The organism is Dyadobacter chenhuakuii, assembly GCF_023821985.2.
GTDB classification, from domain to species: domain Bacteria; phylum Bacteroidota; class Bacteroidia; order Cytophagales; family Spirosomataceae; genus Dyadobacter; species Dyadobacter chenhuakuii.
On sequence record NZ_CP098805.1, the window covers coordinates 5304378 to 5319451 of the forward strand.

Consider the following 15074-nt stretch of genomic DNA (forward strand, 5'->3'; position numbering starts at 1 on the left):
AATCTTTATTAAAGATTTGTACAAATCTTTTCCGCATTACCGACTGTAATTAACAATCCCCATGAACTTAAAAAAAACGCTGGCACTGTTTCCCGCAGGATGTTTGTTGGCAACCCTGATGGTCGCTTCTTACCAGCACGTTAACCCAAGCACTTTCCAAAGTTCGAAACTCGACAGCCTTTATAAAGACCTCACCGACGCCCAGAAGCGCTCGCCTAAATATGCGGTTGCAGGATTATCTGTAACCAACGGACTGGAAGCAACATTGTTCGCCTCGGAACCCACCATTACCAACCCCACCAACATTGATGTAGACCATTTGGGCCGGGTTTGGGTTTGCGAGGCATATAATTACCGCCCTGCGATCAATGGTAACCCTACCAAAGACGAAGGCGACCGCATTCTGATCATGGAGGATACGAATGGCGATGGGAAATCGGACAAAACCACTGTTTTTTATCAGGGGAAAGAAATTAATTCTCCGCTTGGGATTTGGGTGATGGGCAATCGTGTGGTGGTTTCTCAAAGTCCTTATGTCTGGCTTTTTATGGATGAAAACAATGATGGAAAAGCAGATAAAAAGGAAGTTATTTTCGAGGGCGTAGGCGGTGAGCAGCACGACCACGGCATGCACGCATTCATTTTCGGGCCGGATGGAAAGTTGTATTTCAATTTTGGTAACGAGGGAGGACATTTACTGGACGGAAAAGGAAGTCCGGTGATTGGAAAAGATGGCCAGCCTATTGATTTCAAAAAGTTAAAACAGGGAATGGTGTTCCGCTGCGATCCTGATTTTAAGAACATTGAGGTTTTGGGAAATAATTTCAGGAACAACTATGAAGTCGCGGTGGATAGTTACGGAACAATGTGGCAGTCCGACAATGATGACGACGGAAACAAAGGCGTGCGGATCAATTACGTGATGCAATATGGCAACTACGGCTATACCGATGAGGTTACCGGTGCAGGCTGGCGTGCAAACCGCACGAATATGGAAGATTCCATTCCATTCCGTCACTGGCATTTGAATGACCCGGGCGTGGTTCCGAATTTGTTGCAGACAGGCTCCGGATCGCCCACGGGAATGGTCTTGTATGAAGGCTCAATGTTGCCGAAAGAATTTCAAAATCAAATGATCCATTGCGAGCCGGGGCATAATGTGGTGCGTTCGTATCCGGTCCAGAAATCCGGCGCAGGTTATACAGCCAAGATCGTGAACTTGGTCGATGGTAAAAGGGATCAATGGTTCCGCCCGTCAGACGTTTGTGTGGCTCCCGATGGTTCACTCATCGTTTCCGACTGGTATGATCCGGGCGTCGGCGGCCACCAGGCCGGTGATCAGAACCGCGGCCGTTTATACCGAATAGCACCTGCAAACACGCCTTATCGCATTCCAAAAACAGACCTGACAACGGCAACCGGCGCAGTGGAAGCATTGCAAAGCCCAAATCTTTCCGTTCGTTACCAGGCGTGGATGGCTTTGACCGAAATGGGTGAAAAAGCGATTCCGTCATTGGAAAAGTTATTTAAAGATAAAAAGGCAAACGACCGCATGCGTGCAAGGGCATTGTGGGTTTTGAGCAAATGGCCGACTTCTGGCAAGAAAAACATTGATATCGCCATCAAGGACGCAAATCCTGACATGCGGATAGCAGCATTACGCGCGGCCAGTGAGCTGAAAGATGTAGACATTACCAGTTATATTAGTCTATTGGTAAAAGATGCTGAGCCTCAGGTGAGAAGAGAATGTGCATTGATCCTGCATCATAACAAATCGCCGAAGGCTCCTGCACTATGGGCGGAACTGGCAATGCAATACGATGGCAAAGATCGCTGGTATCTGGAAGCATTGGGCATTGGCGCAGACGAGCAGTGGGATTCGTTTTTCAAAGCGTGGCAAGCCAAAGTTGGTTCCAATGCCATTGCAACGCAGGCTGGCAAAGACATTGTCTGGCGTTCACGCGGTAAGGAATCGGTTCCGTTGCTGGCTTCACTCGCTGGTGATTCCAAAACCGATTTGAAAAGCAGGCTCCGTTACTTCCGCGCTTTTGATTTTAATACTGCTGCCAATGAAAAATCAATGGCGCTCTTGCAGATCATGAAAGGGAATTCTCCCGAGCAGACAAAAGTAAATGAGCTGGCATTAAGACATTTGGACCCGGCATTTGTTAAACAAAATGCAGAAGCAATGGCAGCGCTCAAAAAGTTGCTCGATTCCTCATTCGGAACCCCTGCTTATCTTGAATTAGTAAGTAAATACGAATTGGAGTCAGAAAATCCAAGGTTACTGGATATGGCCATCAGCCAGGCGTCAACCCGGACAGGGCCGGCGGCTGCGATGCAGTTGATGAAACAGGGTGGTGGAAAAATGGTCTGGGGTGTTATCAAAGGATCCGATGCCTCTAAAAGTGAGGGGATTGTTTCAGCATTGAGAGGCGTAGGAAGCAAAGAATCATTGGAAATCCTGCAAACCGTTGCATTGGACGATAAATATCCGGCTAGCTTGCGCACGATTGCCGCCAGGTCATTGGGCGGGACGATGAATGGTGAAGATCAGGTTATAGCATTATTAAAAGACGGAAAACTAAGCGGTGAACAGAAAGCCGCAGCTGTGAAAGGATTAAGCGGCGCTTGGAGAAAATCAGTCAAAATGGAAGCGGCAAAATACACAGATGGCGGAACCGTAGCAGTTTCAAAGCATCCGCAAGTGAAAGACCTGATCGGTATGAAAGGCGATTTGTCGAAGGGGAAACAGGTGTTTACGTCCTATTGCTCGGTTTGCCATCAGGTGAATGGGGAGGGAATGGATTTTGGTCCAAAACTTTCTGAAATCGGAAGCAAACTGCCAAAGGAGGCACAGTATGCAGCCATTTTCGAGCCCAGCGCGGGAATTGGCTTTGGATATGAGGGTTTCGAGGTAACATTAAAAGACGGATCAACCGTCTCCGGCATCGTCGCCAGCAAAACCGAAACCGACCTGATCCTGAAATTCCCTGGCGGCTCGACCCAGGAATACAAAATGTCGCAAGTAAAGTCCATCAAACAACTCAACGATTCCATGATGCCCGCTGGCTTGCAGGATGCCATGAGCACCGAGGAGCTGGTTAGTCTGGTTGATTATTTGAGTGGGTTGAAGAAGAAATAGATCAACTTAAAGAATTGTAAGGAGCATATGTGAGCGCATATGCTCCTTTTTTTATCATTTGTAGGGAACAGCCTTAATAAGCCGAAGATTATTCAACTGGCTGATATTAAGAATATTTTCTTCCGGGATAATGTTTCTGCTAATCCAGTTGTTAATGATCATTGTATTCTTCAATCCAAATCGTCTGCAATATTCCTTCATCGTAACCCACTCACTAAGCGGATATTTCTGACCGTTTATTTCAATGTTGACGTCTTTGGATTTATGATATTCTGCGATTAAAGCATCTGCTTTTTTGCGGGTCTCTCTAGATTGTGCAAGCAATTCTTCTGCCTCTTGAACCATGAACTTTCCAATCACCTCCCGTTCGGCCTCTGTTGCGGTTTGAAAATAGTCCAGGCACTCATTACTTGCTGCTTCATATTCAGCTAGACTGCCCGCTTCTCTCATTCGTTTAAATATATGTTCCATATCGAGTATTCGTTGATTTTAAAGTGACTTGTAGATGTCCTCCAGTTGTTGGATCTTCTGATTAACGTCCAATAGTTCATCTAGAACAATATTTTGTAACTCATCTGAAGGACTTGTCATAGTGCTCAAGTTTTTGAGTCTGATTTTTAATTCGCCTCTACGGATTAAATGCTCAGCTATAAGCTGTTTAAGTATATGCTTCACTATTTATGAGTGTATAGTATGTGAAAAAAGCAATCTTGTGTGTTTTGTAATATAACAAAACAAAGTTAGTAATATCTTTTATTCTTTCAAACTTCATTTCCTAATCCCGGAAACATCAGGTATTTTTATACGTTATTAGGATATTCTGCATCATCAAATTTTTGTTTTGAAACAATTTAATTCTACTAAATCTGCATTCTTAATTGCAGGTTTTACAACTCTTCTCAACTTCTTCGGTTTTTGTCAACTTCCTGATTCACTAGTCGTTACTGATCCTGATAGCTTGTATGCTACGTTTTCGGAGCCTGAAAAGCGATTTTCCCGGAATGCGGTGCTTGGCCTGAAAGTGGCCGATGGCCTGCAAGCAACGCTTTTTGCTTCGGAACCGGACGTTATCAATCCCATTAACATTGATGTGGACCATCGGGGAAGGGTTTGGGCCTGCGAAGCCTATAATTATCGTCCCGCTGTGAATGGTAAGTCGGAGCTGGGGCAGGGGGATCGCATTGTGATCATGGAGGATAAAAATGGCGATGGGAAGTCGGATGTTACCAAGGTCTTTTACCAGGGGCCGGAGCTGAATTCGCCTTTGGGAATTTGGGTGATGGGTAACAAGGCTGTTGTTTCGCAGAGTCCGTATGTATGGCTTTTTACCGATACAAATGGTGATGATAAGGCCGATAAAAAGGAAATTTTATTCAAGGGAATTGGCGGCTCGCAGAATGACGCCGGCGTTCACGCATTCGTTTTCGGGCCGGATGGGAAATTTTATTTCAATTTCGGCAATGCAGGAAGGCAGCTAGTTGATGGTCAGGACAGGCCATTGCTTGATAAATATGAAAGGCCGATCGATTTCAGGCAGTTCAAACAAGGTGTCGTTTTCAGATGTGATCAGGATTTTACCAAAGTTGAAATATTAGCACAAAATTTCCGGATCGGCTTTGAAGTTGCCGTCGATAGCTTCGGGACTATGTGGCAGTCGGATCAGGAAGAGCCTGGCAATGGCGGCGACCGCGTTTCCTATGTGATGGAAAACGGGAATTTCGGATACATTGATGAAATGACGGGTGCAAGCTGGCGTCTGAACCGCACCAATCTGGAAGACGAAATCCCGCGCAGGCACTGGCATCAGAATGATCCGGGCGTTGTTCCTAACCTCATTGAAACGGGCTCAGGTTTTCCGATGGGTATGACCATCTATGAAGGTGATTTACTGCCCCGGCGTTATCAGAATCAAATTCTACTCGCCGATGCAGGCCAGCAAAGCGTGAGCGGATTCCCGGTCGTGAATGATGGTGCAGGATATAAGTCCACCGGCATTCTTCCTATCGTCGAAGGAACACGCGATAAATGGTTCAGGCCAACGGATGTATGCGTAGCGCCTGACGGTTCACTGATCATTTCCGACTGGTATGATCCTGTAATTGGTTCGCATAAAATGAAGGACAGGAGCCGTGGCCGGATTTTCCGCGTTGCGCCCAAGGACTCACTGTATAAAATCCCTGTATTTGACCTCTCCATTCCCGAGCAGGCAGTAAAAGCGTTGCAAAGTCCCAACTTATCCATGCGTTATATGGCCTGGAATGCTTGTGTAAAGCATGGCTGGCAGGCTGAACCCTATCTGGAAGAGCTCTTTCGGTCAATAGTTGTCAATCCACGGGTCAGGGCGCGTGCATTGTGGGTTTTGAACCGGATCGAAGGTTTTAATTACAGGAGCCTGGACATTGCATTCAGGGAAATGAACCCAAATCTGCGGATCACAGCATTGCGCGCGGTAAGACAGCGCAACAGCGATCCTACGGAATATATCAAGCGCCTTACCGCTGATCCTGACCCGCAAGTGAGAAGAGAATGCGCTTTGGCGATCAATCATAACCATACTTACGAAGCATTGGACGTTTGGTTGCAGTTGGCAAGACAATACAAAGGAAACGATCGCTGGTCGGTGGAAGCATTGAGCATAGGTGCCTTTGACCAATGGGAACGGATTTTCCCGGCGTGGCTTGCGCAGGCAGGCGCTAATCCTGTGGCCACGAGTGCAGGAAAAGACATTGTATGGCTGGCAAGAACACGGCAGGCAATTCCGTATCTGACCACGGCTGCTTCGGATACCAGTGTGAATTTCAAAAGCAGGCTTCGCTACTTCCGCGCATTCGACTTCTTCCATGCAGGTTATGAAAAATCGCAGGCACTGCTGAATGTGATGAATGTCAATTCTTCGGACCGAATTGAAGTAAGCAAGCTTGCATTGCTGCATTTGGATAAATCATTTGTTACGAACTCCCAGCAAGGGCTCACCGCATTAAACAAGCTTCTCGACGAAACTTATGGAACGGAACATTACATTGATTTAATGACCCGCTATGAGCTGGATTCCGAGATGGACCGGTTGTTTAAAATGGCTTTGGATAAATCGGATGAAGTTGTGGGACGGGATGCCGGGGCATTATTGCTGGAACAGGCTGGCATTTCGTACGTGACGCAAAAACTCGCTGGTTTAAATGAAGAGAAAAAATCTTCGCTTCTGGCGTCGATACAAACAGTAGGCAGTCCCGAGTCCGTTTATTTATTAAGGAACACAGCTTTGAATTCCAATGAGCCTATGTCTGTGCGTAAAAACGCGGCCAAATATCTGGGGGCGAGCTGGCCGGGAGAAGAAGCAGTGGTGAAAATGCTTCGCGATGATCAAATGGCTGGCGATGTGAAAGAGGCCGCATTGGAAGGTGTGAGAAATGCGTTCAGAGAAGAAATCAAGGTGCAGCTTGCTCCCTATTTCCCTCAGCTGACCGATGATAAACTGGCCGAGCCCTCGAAGTCAGACAGCAAGAAAGAAAGGAAGAGAAAACGCAGGAGAGGCTAGGAATGCAAGTTTCCAAGGCCGTTTGCGGTATATTTGACAACGCTACAACTTTACATTCCTAAACAAAACATTAAAAAAATATGCTCCGCAGAAATTTTGTAAAATCTTCCCTTGGTCTGGCTGGTGCAGCAATTGCAGCAGGAGATGCTTTCGCAACGGCGCCAACGGCTAAAAATAAATTCAAGCTTAAATACGCATCCCACTTCGGCATGTTTCAGAACAGCGCCGGAAAAGATGTGATTGATCAGCTGAAATTTATGGCTGACCAGGGTTTTATGGCATTGGAAGATAACGGCATGATGGGCCGTCCGAAGGAGCAACAGGAAGCCATAGCCAAGGAAATGACGCGCCTGGGCATGGAAATGGGCGTTTTTGTGGTGGATAAGGGTGGAAACGGAGCCAATACATTAGCGGCAGGCAAGCAGGAGTACATTGATATTTTCTTAAATGGCTGCAAAAAAGCAGTGGAAACAGCCAAGCGCGTAAATGCGAAATGGATGACGGTTGTACCGGGAGATTTTGAAAGGAATTTACCCATCGGCGTGCAAACCGGCCATGTGATCGATGCATTGCGCCGCGGTGCAGAAATCCTTGAACCGCATGGATTGGTAATGGTTTTAGAGCCGCTAAGCGATTCGCCTAACCTCTTCCTGAGAACTTCCGACCAGACTTACGAAATCTGCCGCGGTGTGAACAGCAAGTCCTGCAAGATCTTGTACGACATTTATCACATGCAGAAAAACGAAGGACGCCTGCTTTACAACATTGACCGGACTTGGAGCGAAATCGATTATTTCCAGATTGGGGATGAGCCAGGCCGCAAAGAGCCGACAACAGGAGAAATTAACTATAAGAATATTTTCAAATACATTTACGACCGCAGCAAGAAAGAAAACAAGTCGTTCATTATGGGCATGGAGCACGGCAATTTCTCACCGGGCAAAGAAGGGGAGGAAGCGCTTATCAAGGCTTATGTAGAGAGCGACAGCTTTACGATCTAATGTTCTTCGCAAGCCGTTTTTGATATAATATAAAAGCAAAAAACACCGTAGAGTAGCAATTACTTTACGGTGTTTTTTGTGCCCTGGAGCAAATAGTAAATTACAATACAACAACTGAATTTTCAGCAGTTGCGTCAACGCCGGCAGCTACGTATTTGTCTGCTTCCCAGTCATTTTCCCACTTCTCGTCGTCAAGGATATAACGGAACTGATACTCACCTGAAGCAAGTTCAAGACTTGTTTTGAATGAGCCGTCTTTTTGCTTTTTCAATGCGATTGCTTCCTCAGGATTCCATCCGTTAAACTCGCCAACCAACGCAACTTTTTTTACTTCAACTGCTGCTTCTGCGGGAACTGTAAATGTTACTTTATAAAGTGATTTACTCTTTACAAATTGCTTTGTTAATGCCATGATTATGTAGTGTTAAATAGTTGATGGAACAAATATACAATCAAAAATTATTCAAATCAATGAATATCAATATTATAAAGGAATTTCATCTTTGAATAATCATAATTAAACGTAGTAATACGTGTGTTTATTTTCCATTTCAACCATATTTACCGCAATGTATAGCGCATGCCGAGAAAGCCTCTGATGCCCTGATTAGGCGCAAAAACATAAGATGGATCGAATGTCAGCCGGTAAGGATTGTCAGGCGTTGCGATCACCTGGCCGCTGTCATCAAACTTTACATTTTTGTCAAAAGGATCATTCGATCTTGCAATGGAATTGGCGGGAGGAGTGAAATTGAGCAGGTTTTTTACTCCGCCGTAGATTTCAAGGCCATTGTCAAACTTCTTGGTGACCTGTATATTTTGTAATGACCAAACCGGTGAAATCTTTGCGCGCGGATCTTCTTCACTCAGCACCGGCAGCCGCATAGGACCGTAAATATTGCCTGTATAGTCAAATGATATGCCCGACTTTTGAAACTCATAAGAAACAGACCAGACACCTGTATATTTTTCTGTCAGCACAGGCCTGAACCGGACTCCGTTTTCCTTCTGAAAATTTTCCATGTAAGTCGCCCCAGCAATGATCTTCAAAGGAAAAGGAAAGTTGAAATCCAGATTCAGGTTAACGCCTTTTGAAACAGCATAACCATCCAGATTATCATAAATGATCTCATTTGGATTCGTGTCGTAGTCTGGCAGGATGCGGTTTGTAAAATGAGTGTAGAAAACGGAGGCGTCCAGGCCAATGAAAGAACTTCCCGTTACAATCTTTTTCACATAATTTACATTCACATTCCAGCTTTGCTCAGGATTAAGCGCTTCTTTCACAATCACTTGCCGTGAACCGGTGAGCGCAGCGTGGTCCTCCGTGAAGAGGTTTACAATGCGGAAGCCGCGGCCAATGTTCAGTCGGGCCACATCCGTTTGGTTGAACTTGTATTTATAGGCAAGCCTGGGCGTGAAAATGCTTCCGTGGCGGCTGTTATAGTCATACCGGGCGCCCAGCAGCAGGGAATGCGGCCCGGCTTTGATCTCATCCTGGACAAAAATACCAGGTAGCAAAATTTTGTCGGGATGGTCTTTGCCGTCGAGGAAGCGGGTTGCGGTGGTGTTGTCATTGTAAAAAGTATAGCGGAATGGGGTTCCGAAAAGCAGGTTATGCCTGCCGACTTCTTTATCCCATAACAGCTGCGCAAATGCTATTTTCTGATCTGCATTGAACATTACATGGCCATAGGTCGAGTTCTGGTTGTGCGAGCTGAAAGAATACTGCAATGTCACTTTTTCGGCCATAGGAAGCTGATAGTTGCCTAAAACTTCGAAGCGTTTGGTGTAAATGCTTTCCCCGTAAACCTCCGTTCCGCCGCGATATGTTTTGTTCCAGTTCATTTGCCCACCCCAGCGGTCCTCATAATAGTAACGCGCCGCAATGTTCGCCTGGCGATTATTTTTACGGTTAAACGACCATTTATTAAAGACAGAAATGCGGTTCTGCAATGTCAGGTCTGTGAAACCATCCTTATTGTTGTCAATCGGGTTTTGGTAATTAAAATAACTCACACCAAGGAGCGAACTTGCTTTGGAACCTGCGGTAAATTTCACGCCAAGGTCGATATTATAATCCAGCCACGATGTGCTGAATGCATCCGCGGAGAATATGGGTGCTTTTGAAGGGTTTTTTGTGATAATGTTGATCAATCCACCCACGGCTTCCGATCCGTAAAGGGTTGAAGCAGGGCCTTTTACAATTTCGACCCGGTCAATCAGGCTGTTTGGGATTCCTGACAGGCCGTAAACAGTGGAAAGTCCGCTTACCATGGGCATGCCGTCGATAAGCACCATGGTGTACGGTCCTTCGAGGCCGTTGATATGGATGTCGCCGGTGCTGCATACATTGCAATTAAGCTGCGGGCGCACGCCATTAACATAGCTAAGGCCTTCAAAAATGCTTGGAACGGGGTTTTTGTAAATGAATTTAGCCGTGATAATGTCTACGGGAACTGGGCTGTCCAGCTTTGAAACCTCTTTCATCGTGCCTGTAACCACCACTTCATCCAAAGCATTAGCACCGGATTTTAGCACGAAATCACGCACGACGTCCTTTTCAATCCGCACGCTTTTTTCGGTAGTGTTCGGCATAGAGATGAAGCTGACCCGTAGCGAATAACTTCCATTTGGAATTCCCGAGATCTTATAATGTCCCAGCGAATCAGCAGTCGCTCCGATCTTTAATTCGTTAATATAGACCGATGCGCCAAACGCCGGGCTATTTCCTTCTTCCAGGATTATTTTCCCGGAAAGCGAATGTTGCGCCAGTGCTGGCAGGCTGAGTGTATATAACAGCATTAGTATGAGTAACTTCATATATACTTAATCTTATATTTAACTAATCCTCAATATTAATTTAGACAAATCTAAAAATTAAACTTGATAAACAACAACTATTAATTTGATCGCCTGAAAAAATTATTGAAACTAACTACACGTTTTTTAGGGTTAGGGAGATTACACCGGATGAAATGATTTTCACCGGCTATGGATAACCTATAAAAATGATTATGCTGAAAAAATTTTTGAAACCAATCAAGCTTCCGGCGTCCGCCGACTGGGGCGTGCTGATTTTACGGGTCGGAATTTCGTTACTCATGCTCACGCATGGCTATGCAAAGCTGCAAAACCTGTTAAAAGGTGACCATTCATTTGCTGATCCGATCGGGATTGGAGAGGAGTTATCACTTTATCTGACGATTGGCGCAGAGTTTGTTTGCTCCATTTTGGTGATTCTTGGTTTGTTCACCAGGGCGGCACTCATTCCGTTGATCATCACCATGACCGTGGTTTTCTTTATTGTACACGGCCCTGATCCGCTGGCCGACAAGGAACACGCTTTGACGTTCCTGATTGTATATGTCACATTGTTTCTGACCGGCCCGGGCAAAATGTCCGTGGATAACGGTCTTTATAAATAATAAAAAAAGGCGTTTCCACATTGGAAACGCCTTTTTAATGCTATTGCGACCATTGGGTTGGAGAGCGGTCCCAGCGGTGTACTTTCAGTTTCTCTGCGAGCTTCGGATCCAGCAGTTTACCATCACTGGCTGAAACATTGGATCTTACGTGCGGCAGTTTGCGCATGCCCGGGATGGTGGTATGCACATCCGGATTGTTCAATATGAACCGCAATGCAAGCTCCGGCATTGTCATTCCCTCCGGAATGTCAGCTTTCAGCGCCTCAGCGTGGTCTACACTGGAATTCAGGTTTTCCGGCACAAAGTAAGTCGACCGCCAGTCGTCGGCCGGGAAAGTTGTTTCTTTCGTAAATGTGCCTGTTAATGTTCCTTCATCAAACGGAACACGTGCAATGACGCCGATATCGAGCTTTTTGCAAAGCGGAAAGAGGTTGTCCTCCGGCGCCTGGTCAAAAATATTGTATATCACCTGAACAGCGTCTATTAATCCCGTTTCAAGGGTTTTTAAGACATTATCCGGCTCCCAGCGGTTAACGCTGATGCCCCAACGTTCCACTTTTCCTTCCTGCGTCAATTTTTGAATCGCTTCTTTCCACTCGTCTTCCTGCGACCAGCTGTCTTCCCAAACATGGAATTGAAGCAGGTCAATGCGCTCCGTGCCCAGGTTTTTAAGGCTTTTCTCTGTGTATTCGATAATGTAATGGGCAGGGAAAACTTCCTGTAACGAAGAGTCCGCTTTGGATGGCCACTGGCGGTTTTTAGGTGGAATTTTGGTGGCCGCATATAATTTGCGGTCCGGGTAACGGCGGATCAGGTCGCCGAGAATGCGCTCGCTGAGGCCTTCACCATAACCCCAGGCCGTGTCAAAGAAGTTAACGCCTGATTCAACTGCCAGATTAAGAGAGTCATCTGTTTCCTTACGGTCGGAGCCCGTCCAGCCTGCAAGTCCCCACATTCCGTAACCTATTTCGCTGATCTGCCAGCCACTACGCCCAAAACGACGGTTTTGCATTGTTAAGTAAATTTAGTGTTCGTGGATTAAAGCCTCGGATTGTGTCTTTTTAATGTATTAGAAATACATTTGTAAGATATTAAGTTCAGAAAAACTCGTAGAACGTTCTTCAATTAAACGGATAGGTGAGAGATAAAGGGTTGATGGTAAATGCATTGTTGATGACGATAAAAAGAATCGCCGGAATGGTCCTGATCCTCAGCATTTGCGGCTGGGTCAATGAGGATAAACCTTCGGAAAAATTAAATGAATATTGCGCCACATTCAACCAGCTCCAGCTGGATATCCGTGACAATGTAATTTCCCCCGACTCCGGGCGGCTTGCTTTCCGCACGATCATGCAGCAGATCAGAAGTGAGTTCAAAAGGGACACCTGCCGCGTCATTGACTCGTCTTATTTTGCTTATCCGATTAAAGGCTATACGCCCCGCGAATCCATAGGAGGCCGCGGAAGAGGTTACCGCGGTGAAGGTTTCGACCTTTTCGACAACAATGTGCGCGGAAGCCATCCTGCACACGACCTTTTTGTAAAGGATAAGGATCAGGACAATCTGGATGACAGAACCTGGCAGCCCGTTGACGTGATGGCATTTACTTCCGGGATCGTTCTGGCAACGGAAACAGGCTGGAAATACAACAGTGAATTCCGGGGCGGTAACTGGATCTGGATTTACGATCCCTGCCTGGACGGCCTTTTCTACTACGCGCACAACAATATGATCGAAGTCCAGCCCGGACAATGGGTGAATGCCGGTGATAAAATTGCCGAAATGGGCCGCTCCGGCTATAATGCTTATCAAAAACGTTCGCCAACGCACCTGCACCTGATGTATCTGCAACTGGACGAATACGCCATGCCGCTTCCTGTGAACACTTATGAATGGTTGCTGATGTCAACCGTAAAGGATGGTTACGTTACGGAATGATTGGGATTGATGCTATTAATTAATAAATTGTAGCTCACTCGATTACTATTCCTATAAACCATTTTTTATGAACAATCGCCGGTCCTTTTTCCGAAAGAGCGCGGCCATCGGCCTTGGTGCCTTCGGCCTGAACAGTCTTTATAACGAATTGCACGCAGAAAGTTTTAGTGAAGCCGAGAAGCTTTGGAACGATAACAGTGCAGACAATGAAGATTACTGGTCGGTAATCCAGGATGCTTACACGGCGAGTAAAAGCGACATTATTATCCTCAACAACGGCGGCGTCTCGCCTTCGCCCATTGCCGTGCAGGAAGCTTTGGAAAAATACAACAAAGCTGCTGCGCAAGGTCCTTCTTACTACATGTGGCGGATTATGGATAAAGGCCGCGAGCCGCTTCGGCAGCATCTGGCCAAACTGGCCGGTTGCGATGCAGAGGAAATTGCCATTAACCGGAATGCTACGGAAGCACTTAACACCATTATTTTTGGCCTACCACTCGAAAAAGGCGACGAGATCATTGGCACTATTCAGGATTATCCCAACATGATCCAGGCCTGGAAACAAAGGGAAATGCGCGATGGACTGGTTTACAAACAATTATCATTTGATTTCCCTATTGAAAATGACGAGCAGATTGTGAAAGCTTTTGCCGACGCTGTTACACCCAGGACCAGGATCATTCACGTAACCCACATTATCAACTGGGTAGGGCAGATTATGCCGGTGAAAAAGATTTGTGATATGGCGCATAGCAAAGGCATCGAGGTGGTTGTGGACGGCGCGCATACATTTGGTTTGCTGGATTATAAAATCCCTGATCTGGATTGCGATTATTTCGGAACGAGCTTGCACAAGTTTTTGAGCGCTCCGGTGGGAAGCGGTATGATGTGGGTAAAGAAGGATAAAATAGAAAAAATATGGCCATTGTTATGCAACAGCCAGCCTAAGAGCAAAGACATCCGCAAATTTGAAACATTGGGGACACGCAGTTTTTGCATAGAGCAAGCCATTGGTGAAGCCATCAATTTCCAGGAAGGCATCGGTTCCAAAAGAAAGCAGGAAAGGGTGCATTATTTGAAAAAATTCTGGGCTGAAAAAGCACTGCAGATTCCCGGTGTGAAAATCCATACATCACTAAAACCTGAATATTCCTGCGCCATTGCCGGTGTGAGCATTGATGGAATGAAACCAGAAGAGCTGGACAGCAAGCTCATGAAAGATTACCAGATCCACACTGTCGGAATCAACTGGGAAAACATTCATTGTGTGCGGGTTACGCCTCATGTTTATACCAAAATCAGTGACCTGGACAAGCTTGTGGGAGCTTTGGAAAAGATCGCTAAAAAAGCCTGATGAAAGGATTTTTGCGTTATCTTTAAGATCATCAGCTTAAAAACCCAATCACATGACCCAATTACGAAAGGGCTCTTTCCTCAAAAGGGCCAAAGATATAAGCATTAGCAGCGCCTTGGCAATCACCATTTTATCATCCGGAATCGGGATGACGGGATGCGGTTCCAGCGAAGATGAAGAAGCTTATAGTTACGAAGAAACCACCTATTCCAAAGGCATCCGCTCGCACATTAAGGAGGTTAAGCCCGGAGAATTTAAGATTACCGACGAAGAAAGCGTAGATGCGGACAAGTCCGTTGCCATTGTCACTTACCTCGACGGCCACACCGACTCGCTCAGCACAACTGCCGCCAAGGCATTGATCGATGACGAGATCCGCAATAACCAATCATCTGTGGGGCACCATAGTGGCTTGTCTACCATGCTGTTATACGGAGGAATGGGTTATATGCTCGGCAGAAGCTCCAACAATGCATACATGAACAATTATCGTGGGAACGGCAGTGCGGCCAGAGGCTTTTACAGCGATCCGAATGTTTATAACAAATCGCAAAGCGCTGTTCAGCAAGCAAATGCTTCCCGCAGCACGCGCATGGTGACGTCCCGTCCTAAGGGCGGCAGAAATGGTTTCTTCGGACGTTCCGCAGGCAGAAGCGGAGGTTAAATTTATAAA

At 46.1% G+C, this 15074-nt stretch carries 11 protein-coding genes; 7 read left to right on the forward strand and 4 right to left on the reverse strand.

From position 1 onward, the window contains the following. Positions 1–61: 61 nt before the first annotated feature. Positions 62–3145 carry a PVC-type heme-binding CxxCH protein gene (locus NFI80_RS22155; RefSeq protein WP_235166371.1) on the forward strand — a complete coding sequence of 1028 codons (3084 nt, stop codon included), beginning with the start codon at positions 62–64 and terminating at the stop codon, positions 3143–3145. Positions 3146–3199: 54 nt separating this feature from the next. Here NFI80_RS22155 and NFI80_RS22160 read toward each other — a convergent pair whose 3' ends face one another. Then, entirely contained in the window at positions 3200–3616 is a 417-nt protein-coding gene (locus NFI80_RS22160; RefSeq protein WP_235166372.1) for a hypothetical protein, read from the reverse strand. 370 nt (positions 3617–3986) lie between these two features. Here NFI80_RS22160 and NFI80_RS22165 point away from each other — a divergent pair, with 370 nt between their 5' ends. Both NFI80_RS22165 and NFI80_RS22170 read left to right on the forward strand, forming a co-directional pair. After that, a complete protein-coding gene (locus NFI80_RS22165) occupies positions 3987–6680 on the forward strand; it encodes a PVC-type heme-binding CxxCH protein (RefSeq protein WP_235166373.1) in 2694 nt (897 codons plus the stop codon). A gap of 80 nt (positions 6681–6760) precedes the next feature. Beyond that, positions 6761–7681 (forward strand): hydroxypyruvate isomerase family protein, encoded by a 921-nt coding sequence (locus tag NFI80_RS22170; RefSeq protein ID WP_235166374.1) that lies wholly within the window; start codon positions 6761–6763, stop codon positions 7679–7681. 100 nt (positions 7682–7781) lie between these two features. Here NFI80_RS22170 and NFI80_RS22175 read toward each other — a convergent pair whose 3' ends face one another. Together NFI80_RS22175 and NFI80_RS22180 are read right to left on the reverse strand one after the other, a co-directional pair. Beyond that, positions 7782–8093, reverse strand: a complete 312-nt coding sequence (locus NFI80_RS22175) for an isoamylase early set domain-containing protein (RefSeq protein ID WP_026628582.1) — start codon at positions 8091–8093, stop codon at positions 7782–7784. A gap of 149 nt (positions 8094–8242) precedes the next feature. Further along, on the reverse strand, positions 8243–10504 hold the full coding sequence (locus NFI80_RS22180) for a TonB-dependent receptor (RefSeq protein WP_235166375.1): 2262 nt from the start codon (positions 10502–10504) through the stop codon (positions 8243–8245). A 194-nt stretch (positions 10505–10698) separates the two neighbouring features. Between NFI80_RS22180 and NFI80_RS22185 the strand changes: the two genes are divergently transcribed. Beyond that, on the forward strand, positions 10699–11109 hold the full coding sequence (locus tag NFI80_RS22185; protein ID WP_233797411.1) for a DoxX family protein: 411 nt from the start codon (positions 10699–10701) through the stop codon (positions 11107–11109). 40 nt (positions 11110–11149) lie between these two features. Here the strand turns inward: NFI80_RS22185 and NFI80_RS22190 are convergent, their stop codons facing one another. Next, positions 11150–12121, reverse strand: a complete 972-nt coding sequence (locus NFI80_RS22190; protein ID WP_235166376.1) for an aldo/keto reductase — start codon at positions 12119–12121, stop codon at positions 11150–11152. A 161-nt stretch (positions 12122–12282) separates the two neighbouring features. Between NFI80_RS22190 and NFI80_RS22195 the strand changes: the two genes are divergently transcribed. The 3 genes from NFI80_RS22195 (at position 12283) to NFI80_RS22205 (ending at position 15065) form a co-directional block, all read left to right on the forward strand. Beyond that, the gene (locus NFI80_RS22195; RefSeq protein WP_235166377.1) at positions 12283–13047 is read left to right on the forward strand and encodes a M23 family metallopeptidase; all 765 of its coding nucleotides are present in this window, start codon (positions 12283–12285) and stop codon (positions 13045–13047) included. A 67-nt stretch (positions 13048–13114) separates the two neighbouring features. Continuing rightward, positions 13115–14401, forward strand: a complete 1287-nt coding sequence (locus NFI80_RS22200) for an aminotransferase class V-fold PLP-dependent enzyme (RefSeq protein ID WP_235166378.1) — start codon at positions 13115–13117, stop codon at positions 14399–14401. Positions 14402–14453: 52 nt separating this feature from the next. Continuing rightward, the gene (locus tag NFI80_RS22205) at positions 14454–15065 is read left to right on the forward strand and encodes a Cj0371 family chemotaxis-regulating polar lipoprotein (RefSeq protein ID WP_233797407.1); all 612 of its coding nucleotides are present in this window, start codon (positions 14454–14456) and stop codon (positions 15063–15065) included. Positions 15066–15074 lie beyond the last annotated feature (9 nt).